The sequence below is a fragment of the Nocardioides agariphilus genome, assembly GCF_015352445.1.
Classification (GTDB): domain Bacteria; phylum Actinomycetota; class Actinomycetes; order Propionibacteriales; family Nocardioidaceae; genus Nocardioides; species Nocardioides agariphilus.
Genome location: NZ_JADKPO010000008.1, coordinates 69170 through 94944 on the forward strand (window position 1 = coordinate 69170; position 25775 = coordinate 94944).

Below are 25775 nucleotides of genomic sequence, written 5' to 3' on the forward strand. Positions count from 1 at the left end.
CTCGGCTGATCGCCGTCCCCCTTGCTCGGAGGCATCGCTTGAGCATCACCCAGCGCGACGGTCAGCCCGACCAGCGCGGACCCTCCGACTTCGAGGACCACTCGGCCGAGTGGGGAGACGGTCCGGCCGCCTACGAGCCCGGCCACCGCCCGACCCGTCCCGGCGAGCGCACCCCGCCGCAGGACAACGCCGCCGAGCAGAGCGTGCTGGGCGCGATGCTGCTGTCCAAGGACGCCATCGCCGACGTCTCCGAGATCGTGCGCGGCATCGACTTCTACCGCCCCGCCCACGAGGTCATCCACGACGCGATCATCGACCTCTACGGCCGGGGGGAGCCGGCCGACCCCGTGACGGTCGCCGCCGAGCTCCAGCGTCGCGGCGAGCTGCTGCGCATCGGCGGCGCCCCCTACCTGCACACCCTCTCGGCCAACGTGCCGATCGCGGCCAACGCCGGCTACTACGCCGAGATCGTCCACGAGAAGGCCATCTTGCGCCGGCTCGTCGACGCCGGCACCAAGATCGTCCAGCTCGGCTACGCCGGCGAGGGCCAGGTCGACGACGTCGTCGATGCCGCGCAGGCCGAGGTCTACAAGGTCACCGACAAGCGCTCGTCGGAGGACTACGCGCCGCTGTCCGACATCATGGACGGCGTCCTCGACGAGATCGAGGCGATCGGCAACCGCGACGCCGGCCTCTACGGAGTGCCGACCGGGTTCGTCGACCTCGACGACCTCACCAACGGCCTGCACCCGGGCCAGATGATCATCGTCGCGGCCCGCCCGGCCGTCGGGAAGTCGACCCTGGCTCTCGACCTGTGCCGGGCGGCCTCGATCCACAACAACATGACCAGCTGCTTCTTCAGCCTGGAGATGACGCGCTCCGAGATCACCATGCGCCTGCTCTCGGCCGAGGCCCGGGTGCCGCTCAACCACATCCGCAACGGCCAGATGAACGACGACGACTGGTCGCGGCTGGCACGCAAGATGGCCGAGGTCTCCTCGGCGCCGATGTTCATCGACGACTCCCCCAACATGACGATGATGGAGATCCGGGCCAAGGCCCGTCGCCTCAAGCAGCGCCACGACCTGCGCCTGATCATCATCGACTACATGCAGCTGATGACGTCCGGCAAGAAGGTCGAGTCCCGCCAGCTGGAGGTCTCGGAGTTCTCCCGCCAGATCAAGCTGCTGGCCAAGGAGCTCGAGGTCCCGATCGTCGCGTTGTCCCAGCTCAACCGTGGTCCTGAGCAGCGCTCGGACAAGCGGCCGATGATGAGCGACCTTCGCGAATCCGGTTCCCTGGAGCAGGATGCGGACATGGTCGTCCTCCTGCACCGCGAGGACATCTACGAGAAGGAGTCGACCCGCCCGGGCGAGGCCGACCTGATCGTGGCCAAGCACCGCAACGGTCCCACCCGCGACATCACGGTGGCCTTCCAGGGTCACTACTCGCGGTTCGTCGACATGGCCCACTGACCTCCTGTCGTGTCAACCACCTAGGGAGCCACCCACCGCAGATCGGGAACCGCTCCCGATGTTGGGGGGTCATCTCCTCCGTACCGTCGTGCTCACCGGGAAGGACCCGGTGCGTGCAGGCGTCGGACACGAGGGCGGGGGTGAGGTGATGGAGATGGCCGTGCTGGCCGGGTCGATGTCGACCGCGATCTTCGTCGGCAGCGCCCTGCCCATGCTCGCCAAGGCTGCGCGCACTCGCGACCTCGACTCCTACAGCCGGGGCCAGCTGGTGCTGGCCAACCTCGGCAACGCGGTGAACTCCGTCTACGTGTTCAGCCTGCCGGTCGGGCCGATCTGGTTCCTGCACCTGTTCAACCTCGCCTGCACGCTGCTGATGCTGGTGTGGCACCTGCGCTACGCCGGCCGCGCGCGTCCCATGTCCCTCGACGAGGAGCTCGAGGAGCTGACTCGGTCCCTGGTGTGAGACTGGCGTCGTGCAGCTCGTCTCGGTGCCGCGTGCCCTGGCAGTCCTGACACTCGTCGGCCTGGGCTTGGGCGTGGGCCTGACCGGCTGCGGCGACGACGGACCGCCCGCCGGGACCGGGCCCGGGCCCCTGACCTCGCGGGCCGTGGCGGCGGTGATGCTCGACCACCTGCCCGACGACACCAGCAGCAGGTCAGCGACGTACGTCGACGAGTACTCGCCGCCGGGCCTGGTCGGCGCCGACTTGAGGTACGCCGCCGGTGAGGGTGACGACGGTGACCTGGTCCGGCTGACCGTCAGCAGGGAGCAGGGGCCGAAGCCGTGTGCCGCCGACGAGGCGCGTTGTGCGGACCTGGGCGATGGTGCGGTGCTGCGCTGGGACGAGCTGGTCGAGGAGGAGGACCCGGGATACGTCGCCGTGCAGGCGCGGTACGACGGCCAGCTCGTGAGCGCGCTCGTGTCCGGACCCGCCATCTCGGCGGACCCGCGCGAGTTGGACCTCGAGCCCTCGGTCGAGACCCTGGTCGAGCTGGTCGGGGACCCTCGCCTGCGGCTGAGCGCCAGCGCCGGGACCCTCGCTGCGGGCCGGGCACTCGCGGACTGGGACGGCGGCGAGGTCGACCCGGCCTCCCTGGAGGAGGTCGCCAACGACGACGTCACGGTGGTCACGAGCTGGATCTGGGGCTACGGCGACGCGTGGCGCTACGTCGGCCCGTCGCCGCTGACGAGCAAGCTCGGCGAGGGCGCCATCGGCGGTCGCATCGAGGTGACTGGTGACCTCGGTCCGCTGGCCAAGGGCGGGATCGTGGACGCCCTGGCCGCACCCCAGCCGCCGGCCTGGCTCGACGGCGACTGCCTCGAGGGCTACCGGTGCGAGACCCGTCAGGGGCTGACGCTCGTCTGGCGCCCCGCGGCAGGCGACGACCCGGGCGATGCCTTCGTGCTGCGGGTCGGGCAGGACGGGGAGACCGTCGGCTTCCACACCGTCGGCAACCGGCTCGGCGAACGTTGGGGTGAGGCGTTCCCCCAGGCCGGTGGTCCCTTCTGGGGGTCCGACCTCGACCACGAGGAGGCCGACCCCCTCGCCATCTCGATGACCACGACCAGGGCGAGGTACGAGCAGGCGATCAGGGCGGCTCGTCTGCACCGGTGAGCCGAAGCGACCGGCACCCACCTGTGCTGACAGGTTCGTGGCAGGTCGGGTCGGCAACCTCGCCGCATGTCCACCGCCGCAGCGCTCGCCGTACCTTTCCCTCTCGCACATGACGCCCGGATCCGGGCGTTGAAGGACGGCGACACGGCGGCGGTGGACGCGGTCTTCCGGCAGCTGTCGGCGACCTCGGCATACCTCCGGTTCGGCACCGGCCTGACCCGCCTGCCGCCGAGGATGCTGCGCTCGCTCGCCCGGGTCGAGCCCGGGGTGCAGGCGGTGTACGTGGCCGAGGTCGGGGGACGGCCGGTCGGTCTGGGGCGCTGGGTGCGCGATCCTCGGGCCGGCCGGCCAGGAGGTTTCGATGCGGATGCCGCGGAGATCGCGCTCGAGGTCGCCGACGCCTGGCAGGGCCACGGCATCGGCCGCCGGCTGGTGGCGGCCGTGGCCGAGGACGCCCGGGTGTCCGGCCTCGCCTCGCTCCTGGCCTACGTCGACCTGGGTAACGCCCAGATGACCGGATGGCTGCGCCGGCTGGGCGCCGCGAACCCGGCGTCCCTGGGTGAGCCGTTCGTGCTGTCCCTCGCCCAGCTGAGCCCCGACGGCTCGGGGCGAGAAGTCGCGGGTGGACGGTCGGCGCCCTGTGGTTGCATGGCCGGATGCTCGTCCGCGTCCTCGGCCCGGTCAGGGTGGGGGACCGGATCGAGACGGCCGTCGCCCCACGAGGCGAGCGCCCCCGTGACGTGCTGGCCGTCCTCGTCGCGCGGCGCGGACGCCCGGTCCCGGCCGAGGTCATCCTCGACCTGGTCTGGGGTGAGGCCGCCCTCGGCCTGACGCCCGCGACCGTCCACACGGTCGTCTCGCGGTTGCGGCGCCAGCTCGGCGAACAGCTCGTGGTCACGACCGACGCCGGCTACCTCGTGCCGTCCGAAGCCGGGATCGACGCCGACCGCTTCGCGGCATCGGTGCGCGAGACCTCACCGGGCGAGGACCCGGCGTCGCGCGCCGCCCGTCTGCGCGAGGCGCTGGGTGAGTGGTGGGGCGACACGGCCTACTCCGGTGTTCCCGACGAGCTGGTCCTGGCCGAGCGCGTCCGGCTCGAGGAACTGCGACGCCGGGCCCGCACCGAGCTGGCCGAGATCCTGGTCGACTCGACGGATTCCGAGGCGGTTGCCGAGGCCCTGACCACGAGCCTGGAGCTGGTCGCCGAGCACCCTCTCGACGAGAGCGCCGCCGTGCTGGCGATGCGGGCAGCCGACCGGCTGCAGCGGCCGGCCGAAGCACTGGAGATCTACGCCGGTCTCCAACGTCGGCTGCGAGACGAGCTGGGCGTCGACCCTGGACCCGCCGCGGCGGGTGCCCACGCACGCCTGCTCGCACGCGAGCCGACGAGCTCCGTCAGCGCTGCGGGTCGTCGGGTTCCGCTCGGCCTGCGTCTGCCCGCGCCCACGTCCCCGGTCGTGGGGCGCGAGAGCCAGACAGCCGAGGTCGTGTCCCTGCTGACCGACGGACACCGGTTGGTGACCATCACCGGCATCGGCGGTGTCGGCAAGTCCCGGCTCCTCGTCGAGGTGGGGGCGGCGTTGACCGAGGCTACCCATCCCGCCGAGGTGACCTACGTGAGCCTCGCGGGCCGCGACGAGCGCGATGCGCAGTCCCTCGCTGCCGGCATCGCGATGAGCTGGGGCCTCCCTGTGCGGTCGCCGGCGAACCGCCAACTGGCTGGTCATGAGGCCGGTCATGAGTCTGGTCATGAGTCTGGTCATGACGCCGGGGACCAGGTGGCCGGGCTGGTGGGCGCCCTGCGGAGCGCGGACACGACCGTCCTGGTCGACGAAGCCGAGTGGGCACTGGCGCCCGTGGCCGAGCTCGCGGCCGCGGTGCTGGCCGGCTGTCCCGGCATCCGCCTGGTGGTCGCCTCGCGGGCGCCGCTCGGGGTGGTGGGCGAGAGGGTGTTCCCCCTGGCTCCGCTGGCCGTTCCGGCTCCGTCGGCCGCAGTGGAGGCGATGCGGTCGGCGCCCGCGGTGCGACTCCTCGTCGCCCGGCTCGCCGACCGGGGGGCAGCTGCGTCAGACCCGGCTGCCCTCTCGTCCACCGAGCTCACGGCCCTCGCCGAGGTCGCCCGCCGCCTCGATGGGCTGCCCCTGGCTCTCGAGCTGGTCGCCGCCCACGCCACCACCGCGACGCTCCCTGACCTGCCCGACCTCGCCGACCGACCACTCGAGCTCCACTCCCGCGAGGTCGGCCGCGACCCCCGCCAGCAGTCGCTGCGCTCGACCCTGGCCTGGAGCGTCGGCCGACTACGGCCGCAGACTCGTGAGGCGCTCGCGGCGCTCGCGGTCTTCGCCGACCCGTTCACTCCCGTTGCCGCCCGGGCGGTGTGTGGACTCGACGTCGCCTCCACCTCCGCTGCCCTGGCGGAGCTGGCGGCCCACCACGTGGTGGCTCTCGACCGGGCTGGCGACGGGCTGCGCTTCCGACTGCTGCACACGGTCCGCGACTACGCGCTGGAGCTGCTCGTCACGACGGGCAGGCTGGAGCGGGTCCGGCACCGTCACGCCCGCTGGTTCGCCGCCGTCTGGCGCGACTCCCCGCTCACCGACGAGCTGGTGGAGCATGTGGGCCGCACCCACCACGACCACCTCGTGGCGCTGGAGCACCTGCTGGCCCAGCGCGATGCCGACGCGGCAGCCGACGTGTGTCTGGCCCTCGGCCGGCGCTGGCTGTTCGTCGAGGCGCACGGTCCGGGCCTGCGGTGGACGGCCGAGGTCCTGGCCACCCCCGCACTGTGTGCCCAGCAGTGGGCTCGGTTGCGCATCCTGCGTGCGGCTCTCGCTCAGCAGATCGACTGGTCGCCTGACGAGCACACCCTCATCGCGGCCGCCCTCCACGACGACCCCGACTGGACCTGCCAGCTGCGGTTGATGTCGGCCATCGCGTCCTACGACGGCGGCGAGATCGCTGCTGCCCGGACGCATCTGGACGAGGGCCTCGACGTGGCTCGGGCTCGAGCGCCCCACCACGTGGCAGAGCTCGTGGCCACGCGTGCTGTCGTCGACGCAGCCGAGGGGCTGGCCGAGCAAGCCCTGGCCGGGGCGCGCGAGGCGCAGGCACGCACCAGTGTCGACAGCGCTCAACGGGCCTCGGCCGTCGAGCTGCTCACGGTGCTGCCCAAGGTCGGCGTCGCCCTTCTCGACGCGGGTCGTCCCCAGGAGGCCTACGACGTCCTCGACGCGGCAGCGCGTCAAGCAGCCGAGCGGTTCGGGATCGCCGCGACCGCGACCGTTGCGGTCAACGCCGGCTGGGCGGCGCTCGCGACCGGCCGCCCCGATCTGGCCAGCGGCTGGTTCGCGCGAGCGCTGGTCGGACCGCAGGCGTTCGTGGCTCCTGCCGCCATCGGGGAGGCGGCCTCGGGCGCGGGCGCCGCCTTGGCCGGGACCCGGCATCCCGCCGCGGCCGAGCTGCTCGGTATCGGCCAGTGGCTGCTCAACGCCAGCGGCAGCGTGCTCGCACCGTCGCTGGCGCGCCACGTGGCGGCTGCCGTCGAGATCGCCGGATCCACGCCACCACCCCCCTCGTGGAGCGCGGAACTCGCGTTCGCCCGCGTCGTCCAGCTCGTCGGTAAAGACCGATCCGAGGTCCGCCCCCAGACGGCTCGCGCGCAGTAAGGTCACCGCGTGGACTTCAGTGAGGCGAACTTCGACCCGGTGCTGGTCTCGATCGCCTGCGTGTTCGCCGTGTGTGCGATCTACCTGTTGTTCTTGCGCAACTCGGTGATGTGGGGCTTCTTGTGCATCCTGGCCCTCGTGGCGGTCGGCATCATCATGCTCTATCCCGAGTACCGCTTCGTTCCGCAGTAGCCACCGCCCGCGCCGACAGCTCGGCCAACACCGACATGGCGTCGTCGCGTCGCTCCTCCGGCACGAACAGGTGGTCGTGGAAGTACCCCGCCACCACGTTGGCGCTGATGCCGGCCCGGGTGAGTGCGGCCGCCACCGCAGCGGTCAGCCCGACGGCGTCGAGCGCCGAGTGCACCTGCAGCGTGATCCACGAGGCCACGAAGCCATAGGGGAGTCCCAACGACTCCGCCCGCTCGCGCGGCAGCACCAAGGTGCGCCCCTCGGGCTCGGCGACCGTGACGATCGCGTCCTCGGCACCGTCATGGTCACCACTGCGCTCGTCGAGCACGAACACGTAGCTGCCGCCGTTGAGCACCGGCGACATCGACGCCAGGAGCACCCCCAGGTCGGACTCGCCCGTCGCGTCGTGGTCCACGGCGTCAGCGTAGGGAAGTGGCAACGCGTATGGGCGCCTACGCTCGCGCCATGCCCACCGACCCGCGGGGACTGCGCGCGGACGCGCCGCTGCTCGATGCCTGGCTGAGGTTCCAGGAGTCGGCACCCACGCCGTTCACCATCCCGGGTCACAAGCAGCGCCACGACCTGGTCGGCGACGTCGTGGCCGGCGACGTACCCCTCTACGCCGGCCTCGACACCATGAAGCTCGCACACGGAGTGCTGGCCGATGCCGAGTCGCGAGCGGCCCGCTTGTGGGGGGCGGAGTTCTGCCGGTTCTCGACAGGGGGCTCGACCCATGCCAACCAGGCGGTGGCCCTGGCACTCGGCGCTCCGGGCGACGGTGGCCACGTCGTGGTCAGCCGCACCCTGCATCGCTCGATGCTGCTCGGGCTCGTGCTCGCCGGTCTCACCCCGGTGTGGGTGCGCCCCGAGGTCGACGAGGCGACGGGGCTTCCGCTGGGAGTCGCACCGGCCGCTGTCTCGGCTGCGTTGATGAGCCATCCCCAGGCCCGCGGCGTGCTGGTCGGCGAGCCGTCGTACGTCGGCACGGTCGGCGACGTCGCCGGGCTCGCGTGGGCTGCCCACGAGCACGACGTGCCCCTCGTCGTCGACGCGGCGTGGGCGGCGCACTTCGGCTTCCACCCGGACCTGCCCCGGCACGCCCTGCAAGAGGGTGCCGACGTGATGGTCCTCAGCGCCCACAAGACGTTGCCCGCCTGGAGCCAGGCCGCACTCGTCCTCGCCCGCACCGCCCGGGTCGACCTCGCGCGGCTCGATGCCGGCGTCGAGGCCACGGCCACCACCAGCCCGGCCGGCGCGATCCTGGCCAGCATCGACGCGTCGCGGGCACTGCTCCAACGCGACGGTGAGGCACTGCTCGGTGCGGCCCTGACAGCCACTCGTGCCGCCCGCGATCGGCTTGCGGGGGTGGACGGCGTGACCATGCTCGAGGGCGGCGACCCGCTCAAGCTGACGCTGGTCCTGGCCGGCACCGGCGCCGACGGCATCGCCGTGGAGCAGGACCTGCTGGCAGCGGGCATCGCGGTCGAGGCGGCCGAGCGTGACCTGCTCGTCGCCGTGGTGACCCTGTCCGACAGCGAGACCAGTCTGGCAGCGCTCACCGACACCCTCGTCGCCTCGATCGAGCGACACCGGGGTGAGCCACGCAAGGTCGCCGGCAGTGGGGTCTACGGACTCGAGCCAGTGGTGGCGATGTCGCCGCGCGAGGCGTACTTCGCCGGGGCCGAGTCGGTGCCCATCGACCGGGCTGCGGGCCGGATCAGCGCCGAGCTCGTCGCGCCGTACCCTCCCGGCATCCCCGTCCTCGCGCCGGGCGAAGAGGTCACCGGCGCGGCTCTCGACGTACTGGACCAGGCGCGAGCCGCCGGTGTGCGCGTGGCCTACGCCGCGGACCCGACGCTGCGGACGCTGCGCGTCGTCAGGTGACTGGTCAGGTGACTGGTCAGGGGAGCCGGTAGACCGAGACGTGCGAAGGCGAGTCGGCGGTGAACGGCGTGCCGACCCAGTCGGCATCGCGCGACTCCAGCTCGAACCCGGCCAGCTGGGCCATCAGGTCCAGCTCGGCCGGCCAGATGTAGCGGTGCGGCGAGCGTCCGAGGCGCGCCTCGCGGCCACCCGACGCGTCGAACCTGAAGTGGTGGGAGACCACGTGCTGGCGCAGGGTGTCGTAGGTGTCGAGAAGGATGTAGCCCTCCTCCACGATCCCGACGGTGGCCGGCAGACCGGGCGGCAGCCGGCGCAGCTCGGGCACCCACAGCTCGATCACGAACCCCCCGCCGGGGCCGAGGTGACGAGCGGCGTTGCGGAAGCACTCGACCTGCAGCTGTTGGGTGAGCAGGTTGGAGATGGTGTTGAAGACCAGGTAGACGAGCGTGAAGTCGCCGTCGGCTCGCGTGGTGGTCATGTCGCCGAGGTGGACCGGGAGCGTGGCCTCGTCGACCTTCTCGCGAAGACGGGCCACCATGGGTGCGGACAGCTCGATGCCGACGACCGGGACGCCACGCTCGGCCAGTGGGATGGCGACGCGGCCGGTGCCGATCGCCAGTTCCAGCGCACGCCCACCGCCCGCGAGCGTGGCCAGTCGGTCGACGGTCGGGCCCAGCACTTCGGGAGCGAACATGCCCTCGCCGGGGGTGTCGTAGGACGTGGCCGCCTCGACGTCCCAGATCTCCTCCTGTCCGAGGTGGGTCATCCCAGCTCTTGGAACAGCGTGAGGTGCACCTCGCCGGGCGCGTCGAAGCGGGCGTTGAGCGAGTTCCACGGAGTCAGGGTCGGCGGCGCGATCGGTACGGCGCCGCCCTCGGTCGCCTGCCGGCTCACCGTCGCGCAGTCCTCGACCTCCAGCGCGACGCGGAAGTGCCCGGCTACGCGACGGCCGACCTCGACCTCGTCGATCATCTCGACCTGCGCGGTGTTGGCGATCTCGATCGTGGCCCGGCCGGCGTCGAGGATGTTGACCTGGGCGCCGCCGTCGCCGGAGTACGCCTCCTGCTCGGGCATCCCGAGCACGTCGCGGAAGAACCGCAGCGCCCCCTCGTAGTCCTCGGCGTGCACGACCAGTCTCAGCTGCTTGACGGTTCCGCTCATGGCGCTATCCAACCGCGATGAGTTCGGTCCGCGTCAAAGGTCTTTTCGGGGTATGACGGTGCCCATGGACGTGTGGATGGACGAGATCGTGTTCGGTGAGTCGCCGCGCTGGCACGGGGGTCGACTGTGGTTCTCCGACTGGGGGGCCGGGCGGGTCTGGTCGGTCGCCCAGGGCGCCGAGCCCGTTCTCGAGGCGGAGGTCGAGTCGCTGATGTGCATCGACTTCCTGCCGGACGGGCGACTGCTGGTCGTCTCGCCCGGAGCAGGCCTGCTGCGTCGGGAGCCCGACGGCTCCCTGGTCCCTCACGCCGACCTGTCCGCGATCACCGCCACTGGATGGAACGACATCGTCTGCGACGCGCACGGCCGCGCCTACGTCAACAGCATCGGGTTCGACTTCCCCGGCGGTGAGTTCCGTCCTGGGCTGGTGGCCCTGGTGGACGCCGACGGCTCGGTGCGGACCGTCGCCGAGGGGCTGGCCTTTCCCAACGGCATGGCGATCGCACCGGACGGCTCCACGCTCGTCGTGGCCGAGTCCTACGCGGAGAAGCTCACGGCATACCCGATCGCTGACGACGGGTCGCTCGGCTCGCCGTACAGCTGGGCAGCGACGCCCGGCGACCACCCCGACGGCATCTGCTTCGATGCGAGCGGTGCGCTCTGGTACGCCGACGTCGGCAACCAGCACTGCGTCCGCGTCCGCGAGGGCGGCGAGGTCCTCGACGTCGTCGACTCGGACCGCGGGGCGTTCGCGTGCGCGCTGACTCGTGACGGCCAGGGACTCGACCGGCCGCTGCTGCTCGTGGTCGGGCAGGAATGGGGTCCCGACACGTGGGGCGGCGGGAGGCGGACCGGACAGCTCGTCGCCCACGTTGCCCCCGAGCACGGCGACGGGTGGCCCTAGTCGGCAGGGGTTGCCAGCCAGATCTCTGGGTTGTCGTGCCAGGCATTGGCCGGCAACCCACAGATTCACCGGCCGGCCGGGGAATCCATCCGAAGCACCTCCACGCCCAACCACCCCGCGAGGTCCTCGATCTCGGCGTCGACGGCGTGGGTCATCGCGGGGGTGAACGGCTCGTCCTCGTGGACGGCGTCGACGCGGAGCACGCCCTCCTCGCGCTCGGCGGTCGCGTCGAGCTTCCCGACGAGCCGGTCGCCGTAGAGGATCGGCAGCGCGTAGTAGCCCCAGACCCGCTGCTCTCGGGGCTTGTACATCTCCAGCAGGTAGTCGAAGCCGAAGACCGCGTCGAGGCGCTTGCGGTCCATCACCAGCCGGTCGAAGGGTGACAGCACAGCGGTGCGCCCCTCGAACTCCTCGAGGCCCTCCAGCAACGACGGATCGACCCGCCACGTGCCGCGCACGCCCTCGATGACGGCGGGCTCGCCGGCCTCGCGAACGTACGTCGGCTCGGCACGGTCCGCAGGTCCGGTCGGGCGGGCGATACCCAGTGCCCGCAGCCGGCGGCGGTCGCGCTCGGCCAACGCCTCGTCGGGATCGGGCAGCGGCGCGTGGCCGTAGACCCGCTCGGCCAGGTCCCACAGCTTCTCGCGACCGGTGGACGACACGACCGCGACCTCATCGCGCTGCAGCATGAACCAGAGCATCTGCTGGACGTTCTTGTTGTTGGTCCAGCCGCTGGAGCCCCAGGTGCGCTGGCAGGTGTCCGGCAGCCGTGTCGCCGGCAGCGGACCCTCGGCACGCAGCGTGGAGAGGATGTCTTGGCGGCACTCCTCGTTGGCCGCGAACCAGTCGGCGACCTCGTGCACCCAGGGTTTGAGAGTGCCGCGGCCCGGCCAGTACGGCGCCTCCGCGCGGTGCAGCGGAAGGTCCTCGACCGGCCGGTAGAAGCCCAGGTAGTGCACCAGGCGCTGGTCCTCGACGGCCGTCTCCAGCTCGCCGGGGTCGTAGGCCGATCCCAGCCGCGACCAGCACAGTAGGTCGTAGCTGGTGGCGATCGGTGCCGTCGGCTCGGTCGGCAGCAGGGTCAGGTGCCGGACCAGGTCCATCAGGTCCGTCGGACGCTCGGCCGTCAACAGCTGGGCGCGCAGCGCGATGCGGCGCGCGTCCTGCTGGGACAGCTGGTGGGTCACGGGTTGAGGAGGCGCTCCATGCGGGCGGCCTCCTCGTCGAACGCGGACCGCCGAACCCGCTGGCCGCACGAGGCGAGCAGCCTGGCGAAGTCGGCGCCGGCTCGGTCGACCCGGTCGTCGAGGGGCGGCTGGTCCGTGGCGACGCCGAAGTCCTCGGTCGCCGCGTAGACACCTGTCGGCGAGACCACCGCACGTAGGTAGGAGAACAGCGGCCGCAGGGCGTGCTCGAGGACCAGTGAGTGCCGCTCGGTGCCGCCGGTCGCCCCGATCAGCACCGGCATGTCGGTCAGCGACTCCTCGGGAAGCACGTCGAAGAACGACTTGAACAGCCCGCCGTAGCTGGCGTTGAACGCCGGCGTCACCGCGATCAGCCCGTCGGCGGAGGCCACGGTCTCGAAGGCCTCCTCGAGCTGGGTGTTGGCGAAGCCGGTGGTCATCGCGTCTGCGATCGACCGGGCCAACGGGCGCAGCTCGACGACGTGCGTGGTGACCGAGAGCCCTTGTGCGGACAGGTGTTTGGTCGCCGCTGCCGCCAGGCGCTCGGCCAGCAGCCGGGTCGAGGAGGGCTCGCGCAGCCCTCCGCTGACGACGGTCAGGTCAGTCATCGCTGCTCTCCTTCGCGGCCAGGAGCGACTCGTGGGTCGGTGCGTTAGGGACGTCGGCGGGGCGGTCCTTCTCCATCTCCACGCGCAGTGTCGCGACGACCTCGCCGAGCAGGTCCAGCTGCTCGAGGACGGTCTTCAGCGGCAGCCCCGCGTGGTCGACCAGGAACAGCTGGCGCTGGTAGTCGCCGACGTAGTCGCGGAAGGCGAGCGTCTTCTCGACGACCTGCTGCGGCGACCCGACCGTCAGCGGCGTCTGGTCGGTGAACTCCTCCAGCGAAGGCCCGTGGCCATAGACCGGCGCCACGTCGAAGTACGGGCGGAACTCCTTGACCGCGTCCTGGCTGTTGCGACGCATGAACACCTGGCCGCCGAGACCGACGATGGCCTGAGCCGCCGTGCCGTGACCGTAGTGCTCGTAGCGGCGACGGTAGAACTGCACCATCCGCTCGGTGTGGGACGCCGGCCAGAAGATGTGGTTGGCGAAGAAGCCGTCGCCGTGGAACGCCGCCAGCTCGGCGATCTCAGGAGTGCGGATCGAGCCGTGCCAGACGAAGGGGGGTACGCCGTCCAGAGGACGCGGCGCGAGGGTGAAGCCGTGCAGCGGGGTGCGGAACTGACCCTCCCAGTCGACGACCTCCTCGCGCCAGAGTCGTCGCAGGAGGTCGTACTTCTCCACGGTCAGCGGCACCGCCTGGCGGATGTCCTCGCCGAACCACGGGTAGACCGGGCCGGTGTTGCCACGCCCCAGCATCAGGTCCACCCGGCCGCCGGAGAGGTGCTGGAGGACGGAGAAGTCCTCGGCGATCTTGACCGGGTCGTTGGTGGTGATCAGCGTGGTGGAGGTCGAGAAGACCAGCCGGTTGGTGCGCGCGGCGAGATAGCCGAGCAGGGTCGTCGGCGAGGAGCAGACGAACGGCGGGTTGTGGTGCTCGCCGGTCGCGAAGACATCGAGCCCCACCTCCTCGGCCTTCTCGGCCATCGCGACCGTGGCCTGGATGCGCTCGGCCTCGGTCGGCGTACGGCCGTTGACGGGGTCGGGGGTCACATCACCGACGGTGAAGATCCCGAACTGCATCGCGCTCACCGCAACATCCTCTCAGGCAGAACCTGACACCGATTTCGGGCCTGATCCGGATTCTTCTGGCCTTTCGTGACCGGAGGGCCGCATCGTGGTACGCGCGCCGACGACGGGTCGGCATTCTGCTCGATGCGTTCCGTGGGGGGACACATGTTGCTTCTGTCAGGTGCGCGCTTTCGCGCACTCCACCGTGGGTGGGCGGTGGCCGTAGCCGCCGCGCTCGCCGGGGCTGGCGCCGTCGTCGTGGCGCCGGCGACCGCTGCGCCGACCCTGCCGGCCAACTGTTCGCAGGAGACGGTCGGGGGGACGGTCACCTGCACGTTCGGCTACACCGGCGGTGCGCAGACCTTCACCGTGCCGGCGGGGGTCACCGAGGTGACCCTGACCGCCTGGGGCGGGCACGGGTCCACGGGCGGCGACGATGTGACGCCAGGCGGAAGAGGGGCGAAGGTCGACGCCACCTTCTTGGTGGACCCCGGTAGCGACCTGGTGGTGACGGTCGCACAAGACGCGAACTGGGTCGCTCACACGCTTGGTGCCTTCGGCTTCGGCCGTGGTGGCCTCACCAGCGAAGGAAGGACCAGTGGTGGCGGCGCTTCGGCTGTCACCAGCGGCGAGCGCGTCCTCCTCGTAGCTGGCGGTGGCGGTGGGGGTGGTTGGACCCGGAGTTGCGGCGCAGGCGGTGCCGGAGGGGACGCGGGGCATGACGGGCAGCCGGGCCTGTACACCGGCACGTGTGCCGAACAGACGCAGACCAGCCAAGGAGCCGGCGGCGTCGCCGGGGCGCAACCGACTGCCTCGGGCGGCAATGGCCTGCAGACTCTGTCAACCGCGACACCCACCGCCGGAGCCGGCGGTGGCGGGTACCACGGCGGATCCAGTGGTAGCCAGGGAGTCGACTCCAGAGCTGGCAGCGGTGGTGGGGGTGGCGGGAGCAGCCACGCGGACGAAGCTGGATCGGGGGTCTCGCTCTCAGGCCTGAGCGAGCGCCCTGCGGGGGCGAACGGACTGGTGACGATCTCCTACCTCCCGGGCCCCGTCAGCGACATCGCCCTGTCCCCTGCATCGGGCTCCGTGCCGGCAGGAAAGCCGCAGTCCTACACCGTCGCCAGCCTCAGCGCGGACGGCGCGAGCCTCGGCGACGTCACCGCGCAGGCAACCTTCTCGATCGGGCCCGACGGCTCGTGCGCCGGTGCGGTGTGCACGCCAGCCGCCGCCGGTGCCCACACCGTGACCGCGACCTACGGCTCGTTGACGGCGACGGCCTCGCTGGACGTGACCCCGCCGCAGGGCCCGGTCACCGACATCGAGCTGTCGCCCGCCAGTGCCACCGTGGCGATCGGCGCTCCGCAGAGTTACTCGGTGACCGGCTTCAACGCCGACGGTGCGAGCCTGGGCGACGTCACCTCGGCCACCACCTTCACCATCAGCCCCGACGGCTCGTGCCTGGCGGCCGTCTGCACGCCGGCCAGTGCGGGAGCGCACACCGTGACCGCCACGCACGTCGACGGTGTCACCGAGACCGCCTCGTTGACCGTGACCGGGCCGACCTATGCCTACTCCGGCCTGCTCGCCCCGATCGACGCGCGTCCGGTCGTCAACAAGGCCAAGGCGGGCTCGAGCGTGCCGGTGAGGTTCAGCCTGGGCGCCGACTACGGGCTCGACGTGCTGGTGGGTGGCGGCATCACCTCGGTCAAGGTGGACTGTGCGAGCGGCGCGCCGTCCGACGAGATCGAGCAGACCGTGGCGTCGACCAACAAGCAGGGCCTGACCTACGACGCGGGCTCCGGCATCTACTCGTGGATCTGGTCGACCGACAAGAAGTGGTCCGGTACCTGCCGCGACCTGACCATCCACCTGGCCGACGGATCGACCCAGACGGTCAGCTTCTCCTTCAAGTAGGAGCCGCCCAGGTTCCGCCGTCAGTGACGATCCGGTCGTCTCCAGCAGCTGGAGACAGCCATTGCGTCACTGACGGCGGGCCAGGCCAGCCAGACCACGTCACCGCCCTTGCCGCGATCCGGTCCGAGGGGCACCCGGACCTGGCTACGCTGCCGCGGGTGATCCGCACGCCGCCGATGATCCCAGGCCCCACGGGCCGGTTCGCGGTGCGCCAGGACCTGACGGCCATCGACGTGCGCGAGCTCGCGGCGCCCGAGGGCGACGGGCCCGCCTCTCGCGGTCTCTTCGGACGCGGCTCCCGCAAGGCTTCGGCCGCGCCGGGCGAGCGTCGCTACGGGCTCGGCTACCAGGTCTGGGAGACCGACGCGCAGACGGGCGAGCAACGGTTCGTACGCCGGGTGGTCGCCGCCTGGCTGGCCGTCGAGGAGATGCCTGACAGCTTGCAGTTCCACCAGGAGTTCGCGCCGGAGGAGGCGTCGCGCGTGCGGCGCCAGATGTGGGACATGATCGCCGCGGCGATGGCTGTCGGCGGCGGTAACCCCGAAGCCGGCCGGCCCCCGCTGGCCGCGTACCCACCGGGAGTACAGCAGGACGCCACGTTGGTGCGTGGTGTCGCGGAGAACCTCGAGCAGCTGGCTGACCGTTGGTGCGCCTTCGCCGCGTGGCAACCTGACGGTGAGGCGTTCTGGGTGCGCACCAACGGCTTGCACAGCTGCGTCGGTCTCGACGGGTCCGCGTCGCCGCGGCTCTACCTCGAGCGCAAGAGCCGCACCCGCGACTCCTGGCTGCCGGTCGCCGACCACTCCCAGCGTTTCGAGGGCCTCCCGGATCGCAAGGCCAAGGTGACCTTCGACGACGGGACCGCCATCCTCGACGGCGCGCCCCGCCCCGACCTGATGCACCCGTACGCCGTCCCGCTGGGCGAGGACGGTTGGGTGCCGTCGTCTGCACCCGCTGCCGCAGCGATCGCGGCGACGCTGCCGGACCACGTCGTCGTCGTCGGCGTCGATGAGTGGACACCGCACCACGTCGTGGCAGCGATCGAGGACCTGACCCGCGAGCTGACCCCAGGCCTGGTGTCCCGGGCCGTCGACCGCCAGGTCGTCTTGCGGTTCGAGGTCGCCGGCGTCGAGCTGAGCGAGGACGAGTTCTTCGGCCGCGTGGGACGCGAGGTCCCCGAGGCGGCCGACGCGATCCGCAAGCTCGTGGAGCAGGCAGCCGCCGTCCTCGAGGACACGTTCGTGTACTCCGACCCGGAGGAGGGCATCGGCCTGCTGTCGCAGGCGGTCTGGGCGCTCGGCGTCCTGGACCCGGCACCCTGGGCGACCCTGACGGCGTACGGCCGGGTGGTCGACGCCGAGCACGAGTCCACGTTCGCGGGCCAGACCGTGCCGGCGGTGCTGGCCGCCCGTGGCTGGGACGACGAGGCGATCGACTTCGTGTTCTGGGTGATGGTGCGCAACTACTTCAACACCCTGACCGACCTCAAGGTCGTCTGGAACGGCTGGGGACTGCGCGGCGCCGTCGTGGACCGCGACCCGGTCGAGCTGGCCCGGCGCGTCGTGGGCCGGCATCGTGACGACATCGCCTCCCGTCGCTACGAGCTGGCCCGGCGGCCCGGCGGCCTGGAGCAGCTGGCCGGGGATCTGCCCTACCCCTACGAACCGTGGGTCGAGGCGTTCTTGCGCGAGGTCAGCGACCAGCTCGCCGGCTCCTGAGGCGACGCCTCTACTGTGAGCGCGTGAACGACGGCCTGCAGCTCGCGCTGTCGGTGCTGTCGGTCGCGGTTGCCCTGGTCGCACTTGCCTACGTCGTCCTCGACCGCCGCGCCGACCGGGTCCTGCTGGGTGTCGTCGCGTTGCTGTGGCTCGGCACGATCGTCCAGCTCGTCTACGGCCTCGCGCGGCTGCCGAGCGCCGACGACGACGTGCACGGCGTGGTGTTCGTGCTGTACCTGCTGGGCCTGGCCGCCGTACCTCCCGCAGCTGCGTGGTGGGCCCGCGGCGAGCCGAGCCGGGCCGGGGCCGGCGTGGTCGTGGTCGCCGGCCTGCTCGTCCCCTTCCTCCTGCTGCGCCTGAGCACGCTGTGGAGCGGCGGTGCCTGAGTCCGCGCCGCGCCGCTCCTCGTGGGGACGGGTGCTGATCTTCGTCTACGCCATCTTCGCGATCGCGGCCACCGGAAGGTCGAGCTACCAGCTGGCGACACAGGCGAGCGATGCGCCCTTCCCCTACGCCCTCTCGGCCGTGGCCGCGATCGTCTACATCGGCGCCACCCTGGGCCTGGCCCGCGAGGGTGAGGGCTGGCGCCGGGTCGCGTGGGCGGCGTGCGGGACCGAGCTGGTCGGCGTGCTCGTCGTCGGCACCTTGAGCGTCGCGGACCAGGAGCTGTTCCCCGACGACACCGTCTGGTCGGCGTACGGCGCGGGGTACGGCTACCTGCCGCTGCTGCTGCCCTTCGCCGGGCTGGCCTGGTTGTGGCGCACGCGCATCACGCGTGCATGACCACCTGCCAGGGCCGCACCTCGACGGTGAAGAAGCCCGTGGCGACGCTGAGGTCGTCCTGCCTGGCCAGCCTGGTGGCCTCCTCGAGCCGGTCTGCTCCGGGCAGCCGCAGGATCGTCATGCCCTCGCCCGGACGGTCGGTCATGGGGCCCGCGGCGACGAGGTAGCCCGCGTCGGTCATCCGGCGCAGGAACGCCAGGTGGTCGCCGAAGCGCTCGTCGCCGAGCACGGACCCACCGGCCGCGGGATCGGCTGGTCGGTGCAGCAAGGCGACCCAGGTCTCGCCCGCGCCCTCGCTCACGCGGCCGCGACCCGCTCGGCGTAGGCACCGAGGACCAGGGGCCAGCCGTGGCCGTAGTCGTCGCGCGCCTGCGCAGCCAGCTCGCCGAAGACCTCCCAGCCGGAGTGCTCCAGGGTCACCAGCGTCTTGCCGTCCTCGTCGGCGAAGCTCACCGCGACCTGGCTCACCCGCTCGCCGGTGTCGCCCGGATGCCACGTGAAGGCCAGCGACCGGCCGGGCTCCCAGGTGGTGACCGTGCCCCAGACCGCGTCCTCGGCGCCGGCCTTGGACTCCACGATGCGGCCACCCACCTCGAGCCGGTCGAACCCGACACTCGACTCGGCGCCGTACACGCTGTGCTCGCCCAGCGGCCACCATCGGCCGATCTGCTCGGTGAACACCGCGAAGGCGAGCGCGGGGTCGGCGTCGACGAGGATCTCGCGGCGCAGGGAAGGCACGGCAGTGTCTGTCATCGGTTCTCTCCTCTTCTCTTGACCTCGTCGACCACGGCGTCGGCGAAGCCGGTCAGGGCGGTGTCCCACATGCCGACCAGCCACTGCTGGGCCACGACCAGGCCCTCGGGCGCCAACGCGTAGAGGTTGCGGGTGCCGCGCGACTCGTGGTGCACCAGGCCCGCCCCCTCCAGCACCCGCAGGTGCTTGCTGACGGCCGGCCGCCCGACCGTCAGCTGCTCGGCCAGCTTGCCGACCGGGGTGGGACCGGTGCGGAGGCGGGCGATGATCTGGCGGCGTACGGGCTCGCCCAGGGCGTCGAAGACGTCGTCGGGTGTCGCGGTACGCCGGGCTGCTGAATGGTTGCTCATGGGTAACGGTTACTCTAGAGCAACCATTGGGCGATCGGCAAGGGCCTGCTGAACAGCCTGCCGCCCACCGCTTTCTTTACTGTTTCAGGTGACTTTCTCGTAACCTCAGGGTCACTGCCCCGACATCCGCAGCGGGCAGGCTGGCAGCACCAACCAGCAGACGACACGATCACGGGGGTGGCGAGATGAAGGAGAAGGAGTCCTTCGACCTGAGGCTGCAGGAGGTCAAGGACGCGCGGCTGCGCCAGGAGGCACGCCACGCCAGCGCCCTGCTCGAGCTGCTCGGCAAGCGTCCCGAGCTGCGTGAGGTCATCCCGCTGGCCGACCTCGTGGGCGAGCGCACCCTGTGGTGTGCCTGAGCCCGTCGTCCTGCCCGTCGTAGCCTGACCCGATGACGCGATCCCTTCTCGGGGCCCTGTGCGCTGCCCTGCTCGGCGCCCTGCTCTCGACGGTGGCCACGCCCGCTCCTGCCCAGGCCGGACCCGCCTACGAGTACGCCCGGCAGGCCGTCAAGGCGACCAATGCCGCACGCGAGGCCAACGGCCGCAAGCCGCTGAGGGTCAGCGACTGCCTGCGCGACTTCGCGCGCAAGCAGGCCGTGGCGATGGCGCGGGAGAGCCGGATGTACCACCAGGACCTCGGGCCGGTCATGGAGAAGTGCCACCTGGTCCTCGTCGGCGAGAACGTCGCCTACGGCTACCCGACCGGCCGCTCGGTGGTCAACCAGGGCTGGCTGAAGTCCGAGGGTCACCGCGCCAACATCTTGAACCGCGGCTTCCGGCTGGTCGCCGTCGCCGCCCGGCGTGACAGCCACGGCACGTGGTACGCCGCCCAGGTCTTCGGCCGCCGCTAGCACCCTGCTCGGTCGAGCCCGGCGAGACCGCTCGCTGCGAGCGCACGGCTCCTCGCCTAGGGTCCACGCCATGAGGTACGTCGTCTACGGCGCCGGCGCTGTGGGCGGCGTGATCGCCGCCCGGCTGGCTCTCGGCGGCCACGACGTGCAGGTCGTGGCCCGTGGCGCCCACCTCGAGGCGATCCAGCGCCGCGGCCTGCGGCTGGTCACCGCGCACGACGAGGCCGTCGTCGAGCTCCGTGCCGCCGACACCGTGGCCGACCTCGACGTCGGCTCCGACACCGCCGTGCTGGTCTCGGTCAAGAGCCACCAGACCGCGGCGATCATGCACGACGTACTCCGAGGCACGCCCCCGGACGTGACGCTGGTCAGCGCCCAGAACGGCGTGGCCAACGAGGCCACCATGCTGCGTGGCCGCCACCACGTGCTCGGGATGGTCGTGATGCTGCCCTCGAGCCACCTCGAGCCCGGCGTGGTGATCCAGGGCAGCAGCGCCAAGCCTGGACTGCTCGACCTGGGGTGCTTCCCGTCGGGTACCGACGATCGCGCCGAAGCGGTCGCGGACGGGCTGCGGGCAGGCGGGTTCGAGTCGGTCGTGCGGCCCGACATCATGGCGTGGAAGTACCGCAAGCTGATGCTGAACCTGGGCAACGCAGCGCAGGCCGCCTGCGCTCCGGGAGCCGACAAGGACGAGCTCGACGAGCTGGTGCGGAGCGAAGGCGAGGCCGTGCTGGCCGCAGCCGACATCGCGATGGTCTCGGAGGCCACCGACGCACGACGCCGCGCCGACCACCTCGACACCTCGCTGATGCGGGCGCGCGGTGGCGGCTCGACCTGGCAGAGTCTGCGACGCGGCACGGGGGACGTCGAGGTCGACTACCTCAACGGCGAGATCTCTCTGCTCGGTCGGCTGCACGGCGTCCCCACGCCGGCCAACGACCTCCTCCGCGACACCGTGTGGCGGCTCGCGGCCGAGCGCGCCGAGCCTGGCAGCGTCGCCGCGGCCGACCTACTGAAGGAGCTGCAGACATGAGCGACATCTCGCCCGTCATCTCGCCCGTCGATCCCGACCGGCTCGACGCCGTACTCGACCTGATCGCCGGTGAGCAGGCGGAGCTGAGTCGCGGCACGACCATGCTCGGTGACGAGCGAGACGGGATCTCCGCGGAGCTGGCCGACCTCCACCCTGACTGGCGCGCGACGGTACGGGCCGCCTGGGAGGGCGGCCGGCCGGTCGGTGCCTGCCTCGTGGAGTGGGACGAGGAGAGTGCACGAGCCTGGGTCTTCGGGCCCTGGGTCGCCGGTGGCGACGACGCGTGGGCGCGCTGGGCCCGGCCGCTGCTGGAGGCCGCCTCGGCCCAGCTGCCCGCGGACATCGACCGCGTGGAGCTGGGCGGCGACGTCTCCAACGTACGGATGGCCTCGCTGGCCGGTGAGCTCGGCTGGACCACGAGCGAGGTGAGCCACGTGTTCGCCGCCGACTCCGCTGCGGCTGGCGCCTGGCCCGAGGCCGCGGTCGCGATCCGCGAGGCGACGGCGGCCGATCGTGAGGCGATCCGTCCGCTGCACGACCGGGAGTTCCCCGCGACGTACGCCTCCGTCGACCGCCTGCTGCCCGACCAGCCCGACGGGAAGTTCCGCGTGCTGGTGGCCGAGGACGGCGCGAGGTTCCTCGGGTACGCCGCCGGAAGGGTCCAGCCCGACGGCGAGGGGTACCTCGACTACCTGGCCGTCTCCGACGCCGCCCGTGGCCACGGCGCCGGCCGCGACCTCCTGGTCACCATCGGCCGCTGGCTGGTCGATACCTCCCCGAAGCACGACGTCAACCTCACCGTTCAAGACCACCGCACCCCCGCCCGCCGCCTCTACGAGTCCCTCGGCTTCACCCGCCAGCTCTCGATGGTGGGGTACTCCAGACCGCCGAAGACGGGGTAGTCCCGTGCAGTTGACGGGTGAATCGAGTGTTCTGACCCGTCAACTGCACGGGAGTACGGCCAGGGCGGAGAACGAGTTCAGGCGGCGTAAGTCTCGGCGTCCTCGGCCGGTACGGCGTGGGGGTCGGCGCCGCCCATCGGCTGGGGGCGGAGGAAGACGCCACCGACGACGGCGGCCAGGGCGGCCATCACGGCACCCGCGGCGAAGGCCAGCTGGTAGCCGCCGGTCAGCGCCTCGGGCACCGAGGAACCGGACTCGACCAGTGACCCGGTGCGCGAGGAGGACAGCGCGACCAGCACGGCCAGTCCGAGCGCGCCGCCCATCATGAACGACGTGTTGACCACGCCCGAGGCCAGGCCGGCCTCGTGGGGCTCGACGTCGCCCATGGCCGCCAGCAGCACCGGGTTGAAGGCGATGCCGGCGCCGATGCCGAGCAGAACCATGCCGGGCAGGACGTTGACGACGTAGGTGCCGTCGACCGGCGCGAAGGCGAAGGTGGCCAGCGCGGCCGCGGCCAGGCCGAGACCGACGACCAGTGGCGGGCGGATGCCGTACGTCATGACCAGCTTGTCGGAGACGCGCAGCGACATCACAGCCATCACCACGCACGACGGCAGGTAGGCCAGGCCGACCTCGAGGGCGTCGTAGCCGAGGACGCCTTGCATGTAGAGGGCGGTCAGGAAGAAGCAGGCGAACATCGCGGCTGCCCACAGCGCCCCCACGCCCTGCGAGATGCTCATGTTGCGGAGCTTGAACAGGCGCAGCGGGACCAGCGGGTTCGCGCAACGGGCCTCGCGGATCACGAAGGCGGCCAGCAGCACGACCGCGGCGGCCAGGATCGCGAGGGTCTTGGTAGAGGTCCAGCCGGCGTCGTTGCCGCCGACCACGCCGTACACCGCCAGCATCAGCGCGATGGTCACCAACGTGGCGCCGGGTACGTCGAGCTGGCCGCCGGTCGTCTCGGGGCGCTGGTCTGCCACGACGCGCGTGACCAGGACCCACACCGCGATGCCGATGGGCACGTTGACCAGGAAGATCCAGTGCCAGGTCAGCAACCCGGTCAACACCCCGCCCAGCAGCACGCCCACAGCGCCGCCGCCGGACATCACGAAGCCGAACACGCCCATCGCCTTGGCGCGCTCACCGGGGTCGGAGAACAGCCCCATGATCAGCGCCAGCGCCACCGCCGAGACGGCCGCGCCGCCGAGCCCCTGCACCGCTCGCCCGACCACGAGGAACGTCGCGGTCGGGGCGAAGGCGCACGCGACCGAAGCCACGGTGAAGGACGCCACGCCACCGAGGAGGACGCGACGGTTGCCGTAGAGGTCGCCCAACCGCCCGCTCAGCAGCAAGAACCCGCCGAAGGTCAGCATGTAGGCGTTCACCACCCACGCCAGCGCCTCGGCGGAGAAGCCCAGATCGCTTTGGATGGAGGGCAGGGCGACGTTCACGATGTTGGTGTCGAGCACGATCATCAGGTCGCCCAGGCACAACGCGTAGAGCGCCAGCCAGCGGGTCTGCTTGTCGTTCATCTTCGGACTCCTGGGTCGGACTGGAAGGTGTGCTTGCCTTCACCACGAACGGGACGAGGGGATTGCGACACCGGGGTCGGAGATTTCCTCGTACGTCGCGTCAGACCGGCCCGAGACCGCTTACTCATCGGCGGATTCAGGTCTCGGCTACTGGGCGGCCGAGATGTTGACCGTCCAGTCGATGCCGAACTTGTGCCTCGAGCTGGGCGTGCATGACGCCGTCGGCCGCTGCCCCGGTGAGACGTAGCAAGATGACCGGATGGACACCACTGCGGCGAGCGCCTCGACGCCCGTCCTCCGCATCGGCGGCGACGAGCTGACGCCCTCCGACCCGACCCCCGGCATGGCCCGCAGCCTGGCCATGCACGACGCCGGCATGTGGACCGGCGTCGTCGACACCGAACCCGGCGCCGTCTCCGGCTGGCATCACCACGGCGACCACGAGACGACCCTGTACGTCGTCAGCGGTCGCATGCGCATCGAGTCCGGCCCCGGCGGGGAGCTGGTCGTCGAGGGTGGACCCGGCGACTTCCTGCGCGTCCCCGCCGGCGCCGTACATCGCGAGTCCAACCCCGGCGGCGCCGCGTCCCGAGCCGTGGTCGTGCGGTGCGGTACGGGCGATCCCACGGTCAACGTCGACGGCCCGGCGAGCTGAGGCGGGCGGCAGGGAGGGATACCCGGACATCCGGGTATCCCTCCAGTTGTGACCCCAGCGGCAGGGATGCCTGCCAGAGAATCCGGCCGCTGGGGTCACAAGTCCGCGGTCTGCTCGATCGGGGCCGCCTCGACGCGGGCGGCACTCCCGATGAACACCAGCACCATCGAGCCGGCCGCGACGTACCCGCCGCCCTGCAGCGCGAGGACCTGGATGATCCCGAGTGATTCGCCGAGGAAGCCTGCGGTCACGGCTCCCACCGTCAGCGACAGCGCTGTGACCCCGAAGATCAGCGCGAAGATGCGGCCGCGCTGCTCGTCGGTGCTGTGGTCTTGGAGCAGCGTGGTGCGGGCGGCGATGCACACCGCGCCCGGGAAGCCGACCAGCGCCATGCCCAACACGGCCGGCCACGCGGCGACGTACACCACCGGGTAGACGAAGATCGCCAGGTCGATCAGGCCGAAGACCACCGCACCCCAGCCGAACAGCGCCCGTGCCGACCAGCGTCGGCCGGCCGCGGCCGCCACGAACCCGCCGAGGATGCCGCCCACCGCCTGGGCGGAGTTGATGGTGCCGAGCGTGGCCGCGTTGCCCTCGAGGATGTCCTTGACGTACGGCGTGAACAAGGTGCCCATGATCCCCTCGCCGACCGCGGTGATCAGGCTGAAGGCCAGCAGCACCTTGAGTACTCGCGAACGGCGCACGGTGGCTGCGCCTTCGGCCCACTCGAGGACGACCCGGCGTACGGCCCCCACCGGGCCGGCCTCCTCCGACCCGGCCTCCTCCGACCCGGCCTCCTCCGACCCGGCCCGGTCGACCGGCTCGCGGGCCAGCTCGCGGGCCGGCCTGGTCGGGGTACGGATCAGCTGGACCAGCAAGGCGGCCAGCAGGAAGGTCGCGACGTCGGCGACCACGACCGCACCCAGTCCGCCGGCGGCAGCTACGACGCCGCCCGTCGCGCCGCCGACCAGGCGAGCTACCTGGCCGACCTGTCCGTTGAGGGCGTTGGCGGTCAACCGGCCCTCGCCGGTGACGATGAGCGGCAGCATGGCCGAGTCGGCAGTGGCCACGAACACGTCGAGCACGGCGTTGGCCGCGAGTACGGCGTACACGATCCAGACGTCGTCCGCGCCGTGGACGAGCAGCAGCGGCGTGATACCGGCGGCCATCAGCAGGTTCCCGACCACCATGGTCCGCGCCCGCGACCAGCGGTCGACGAAGACGCCCGCGACCAGCCCGGTGAGCACCTGGGGCACGAACGCCGCCACCAGCGCCCCCGCGGAAGCGACCGTCGAGCCGGTGACGTCGTAGACCGTGTAGACCAGCCCGACCGAGAGCATCCAGTCGCCGGTCATGGTGACCAGTCCTGCCGCCAGCAGCAGCCGCAGGTCCCTGTTGGAGCTCAGCAGCCCCCGCACGGTCGGCTCTCCAACTCCCACGTCTCGTGAAGTCACGGGCGACACCATAATGACATCACCACGACATCGCAATGCCGTCGTGTACGACGTCAACGTGACGCGTGGATAG

Annotated in this window: 28 protein-coding genes; 17 read left to right on the top strand and 11 right to left on the bottom strand. The window is 71.5% G+C overall.

Annotated features, from left to right (window positions below; genetic code table 11):
* Window positions 1-38 precede the first annotated feature (38 nt).
* The 6 genes from dnaB to ISU10_RS07715 all read left to right on the top strand — a co-directional run bounded on the left by dnaB (window position 39) and on the right by ISU10_RS07715 (window position 6948).
* Window positions 39-1475, top strand: coding sequence for a replicative DNA helicase (gene dnaB, locus ISU10_RS07695; RefSeq protein WP_194695793.1), 1437 nt, complete (start codon window positions 39-41; stop codon window positions 1473-1475).
* Window positions 1476-1584: 109 nt separating this feature from the next.
* Entirely contained in the window at window positions 1585-1938 is a 354-nt protein-coding gene (locus tag ISU10_RS07700) for a hypothetical protein (protein WP_370864946.1), read from the top strand.
* Between the two features lie 10 nt (window positions 1939-1948).
* Complete coding sequence (locus ISU10_RS07705; RefSeq protein ID WP_194695794.1) at window positions 1949-3091, top strand: hypothetical protein; 1143 nt, start codon at window positions 1949-1951, stop codon at window positions 3089-3091.
* 66 nt (window positions 3092-3157) lie between these two features.
* Complete coding sequence (locus ISU10_RS22960; RefSeq protein ID WP_228500068.1) at window positions 3158-3922, top strand: GNAT family N-acetyltransferase; 765 nt, start codon at window positions 3158-3160, stop codon at window positions 3920-3922.
* Window positions 3832-6756, top strand: a complete 2925-nt coding sequence (locus tag ISU10_RS07710; protein WP_370864975.1) for an AfsR/SARP family transcriptional regulator — start codon at window positions 3832-3834, stop codon at window positions 6754-6756. The genes ISU10_RS22960 and ISU10_RS07710 overlap by 91 nt, the downstream gene beginning before the upstream one ends.
* A gap of 9 nt (window positions 6757-6765) precedes the next feature.
* Window positions 6766-6948: a hypothetical protein gene (locus tag ISU10_RS07715; protein WP_194695796.1), complete on the top strand. Its 183-nt coding sequence runs from the start codon at window positions 6766-6768 to the stop codon at window positions 6946-6948.
* Here the strand turns inward: ISU10_RS07715 and ISU10_RS07720 are convergent.
* Window positions 6911-7363, bottom strand: a complete 453-nt coding sequence (locus tag ISU10_RS07720; protein ID WP_370864949.1) for an ACT domain-containing protein — start codon at window positions 7361-7363, stop codon at window positions 6911-6913. The two genes, ISU10_RS07715 and ISU10_RS07720, sit on opposite strands and share 38 nt — an antisense overlap.
* A 50-nt stretch (window positions 7364-7413) precedes the next feature.
* Here ISU10_RS07720 and ISU10_RS07725 point away from each other — a divergent pair, with 50 nt between their 5' ends.
* The gene (locus tag ISU10_RS07725; RefSeq protein WP_194695797.1) at window positions 7414-8832 is read left to right on the top strand and encodes an aminotransferase class I/II-fold pyridoxal phosphate-dependent enzyme; all 1419 of its coding nucleotides are present in this window, start codon (window positions 7414-7416) and stop codon (window positions 8830-8832) included.
* A 16-nt stretch (window positions 8833-8848) separates the two neighbouring features.
* On the opposite strand, the gene ISU10_RS07730 is transcribed toward ISU10_RS07725, so the two are convergent.
* Both ISU10_RS07730 and ISU10_RS07735 read right to left on the bottom strand, forming a co-directional pair.
* Complete coding sequence (locus ISU10_RS07730) at window positions 8849-9598, bottom strand: class I SAM-dependent DNA methyltransferase (protein ID WP_194695798.1); 750 nt, start codon at window positions 9596-9598, stop codon at window positions 8849-8851.
* Window positions 9595-9993, bottom strand: coding sequence for a VOC family protein (locus ISU10_RS07735; RefSeq protein WP_194695799.1), 399 nt, complete (start codon window positions 9991-9993; stop codon window positions 9595-9597). Before ISU10_RS07735 ends, ISU10_RS07730 begins: the two co-directional genes overlap by 4 nt.
* Before the next feature lie 52 nt (window positions 9994-10045).
* Between ISU10_RS07735 and ISU10_RS07740 the strand changes: the two genes are divergently transcribed.
* Window positions 10046-10897: an SMP-30/gluconolactonase/LRE family protein gene (locus tag ISU10_RS07740; protein WP_228500074.1), complete on the top strand. Its 852-nt coding sequence runs from the start codon at window positions 10046-10048 to the stop codon at window positions 10895-10897.
* 65 nt (window positions 10898-10962) lie between these two features.
* Here the strand turns inward: ISU10_RS07740 and ISU10_RS07745 are convergent, their stop codons facing one another.
* From ISU10_RS07745 to ISU10_RS07755, 3 genes are read right to left on the bottom strand one after another with little or no spacing between them, the layout of a single operon-like run.
* Window positions 10963-12084 carry a DNA glycosylase AlkZ-like family protein gene (locus tag ISU10_RS07745; protein ID WP_370864952.1) on the bottom strand — a complete coding sequence of 374 codons (1122 nt, stop codon included), beginning with the start codon at window positions 12082-12084 and terminating at the stop codon, window positions 10963-10965.
* Window positions 12081-12689, bottom strand: coding sequence for a CE1759 family FMN reductase (locus ISU10_RS07750; protein ID WP_194695801.1), 609 nt, complete (start codon window positions 12687-12689; stop codon window positions 12081-12083). Before ISU10_RS07750 ends, ISU10_RS07745 begins: the two co-directional genes overlap by 4 nt.
* The gene (locus tag ISU10_RS07755; protein WP_194695885.1) at window positions 12682-13764 is read right to left on the bottom strand and encodes an LLM class flavin-dependent oxidoreductase; all 1083 of its coding nucleotides are present in this window, start codon (window positions 13762-13764) and stop codon (window positions 12682-12684) included. The genes ISU10_RS07750 and ISU10_RS07755 overlap by 8 nt, the downstream gene beginning before the upstream one ends.
* A 153-nt stretch (window positions 13765-13917) precedes the next feature.
* Here ISU10_RS07755 and ISU10_RS07760 point away from each other — a divergent pair, with 153 nt between their 5' ends.
* The 4 genes from ISU10_RS07760 to ISU10_RS07775 all read left to right on the top strand — a co-directional run bounded on the left by ISU10_RS07760 (window position 13918) and on the right by ISU10_RS07775 (window position 18170).
* The gene (locus ISU10_RS07760; RefSeq protein WP_194695802.1) at window positions 13918-15669 is read left to right on the top strand and encodes a PxKF domain-containing protein; all 1752 of its coding nucleotides are present in this window, start codon (window positions 13918-13920) and stop codon (window positions 15667-15669) included.
* Window positions 15670-15827: 158 nt separating this feature from the next.
* Window positions 15828-17387 carry a hypothetical protein gene (locus tag ISU10_RS07765; RefSeq protein WP_194695803.1) on the top strand — a complete coding sequence of 520 codons (1560 nt, stop codon included), beginning with the start codon at window positions 15828-15830 and terminating at the stop codon, window positions 17385-17387.
* A 23-nt stretch (window positions 17388-17410) separates the two neighbouring features.
* A complete protein-coding gene (locus ISU10_RS07770; RefSeq protein ID WP_194695804.1) occupies window positions 17411-17773 on the top strand; it encodes a hypothetical protein in 363 nt (120 codons plus the stop codon).
* Window positions 17766-18170: a hypothetical protein gene (locus tag ISU10_RS07775; protein ID WP_194695805.1), complete on the top strand. Its 405-nt coding sequence runs from the start codon at window positions 17766-17768 to the stop codon at window positions 18168-18170. The genes ISU10_RS07770 and ISU10_RS07775 overlap by 8 nt, the downstream gene beginning before the upstream one ends.
* Here ISU10_RS07775 and ISU10_RS07780 read toward each other — a convergent pair.
* From ISU10_RS07780 to ISU10_RS07790, 3 genes are read right to left on the bottom strand one after another with little or no spacing between them, the layout of a single operon-like run.
* Window positions 18157-18471, bottom strand: coding sequence for a YciI family protein (locus tag ISU10_RS07780; RefSeq protein WP_194695806.1), 315 nt, complete (start codon window positions 18469-18471; stop codon window positions 18157-18159). The genes ISU10_RS07775 and ISU10_RS07780 overlap by 14 nt on opposite strands.
* On the bottom strand, window positions 18468-18923 hold the full coding sequence (locus ISU10_RS07785; RefSeq protein ID WP_194695807.1) for an SRPBCC domain-containing protein: 456 nt from the start codon (window positions 18921-18923) through the stop codon (window positions 18468-18470). Before ISU10_RS07785 ends, ISU10_RS07780 begins: the two co-directional genes overlap by 4 nt.
* Window positions 18920-19273: an ArsR/SmtB family transcription factor gene (locus ISU10_RS07790; protein WP_194695808.1), complete on the bottom strand. Its 354-nt coding sequence runs from the start codon at window positions 19271-19273 to the stop codon at window positions 18920-18922. Before ISU10_RS07790 ends, ISU10_RS07785 begins: the two co-directional genes overlap by 4 nt.
* Before the next feature lie 185 nt (window positions 19274-19458).
* On the opposite strand from ISU10_RS07790, the gene ISU10_RS07795 reads away from it, so the two are divergent.
* From ISU10_RS07795 to ISU10_RS07810, 4 genes are all read left to right on the top strand, one after another.
* Window positions 19459-19632, top strand: coding sequence for a hypothetical protein (locus tag ISU10_RS07795; protein WP_194695809.1), 174 nt, complete (start codon window positions 19459-19461; stop codon window positions 19630-19632).
* Between the two features lie 32 nt (window positions 19633-19664).
* Window positions 19665-20126, top strand: a complete 462-nt coding sequence (locus ISU10_RS07800; protein ID WP_194695810.1) for a CAP domain-containing protein — start codon at window positions 19665-19667, stop codon at window positions 20124-20126.
* 70 nt (window positions 20127-20196) lie between these two features.
* Window positions 20197-21159 (top strand): ketopantoate reductase family protein, encoded by a 963-nt coding sequence (locus ISU10_RS07805; protein WP_194695811.1) that lies wholly within the window; start codon window positions 20197-20199, stop codon window positions 21157-21159.
* Window positions 21156-22061, top strand: a complete 906-nt coding sequence (locus ISU10_RS07810; RefSeq protein WP_194695812.1) for a GNAT family N-acetyltransferase — start codon at window positions 21156-21158, stop codon at window positions 22059-22061. Before ISU10_RS07805 ends, ISU10_RS07810 begins: the two co-directional genes overlap by 4 nt.
* A 77-nt stretch (window positions 22062-22138) precedes the next feature.
* On the opposite strand, the gene ISU10_RS07815 is transcribed toward ISU10_RS07810, so the two are convergent.
* Complete coding sequence (locus tag ISU10_RS07815) at window positions 22139-23593, bottom strand: MFS transporter (protein ID WP_194695813.1); 1455 nt, start codon at window positions 23591-23593, stop codon at window positions 22139-22141.
* 259 nt (window positions 23594-23852) lie between these two features.
* Between ISU10_RS07815 and ISU10_RS07820 the strand changes: the two genes are divergently transcribed.
* Window positions 23853-24248, top strand: a complete 396-nt coding sequence (locus ISU10_RS07820) for a cupin domain-containing protein (protein ID WP_194695814.1) — start codon at window positions 23853-23855, stop codon at window positions 24246-24248.
* A 95-nt stretch (window positions 24249-24343) separates the two neighbouring features.
* On the opposite strand, the gene ISU10_RS07825 is transcribed toward ISU10_RS07820, so the two are convergent.
* A complete protein-coding gene (locus ISU10_RS07825; RefSeq protein WP_194695815.1) occupies window positions 24344-25702 on the bottom strand; it encodes an MFS transporter in 1359 nt (452 codons plus the stop codon).
* Window positions 25703-25775 lie beyond the last annotated feature (73 nt).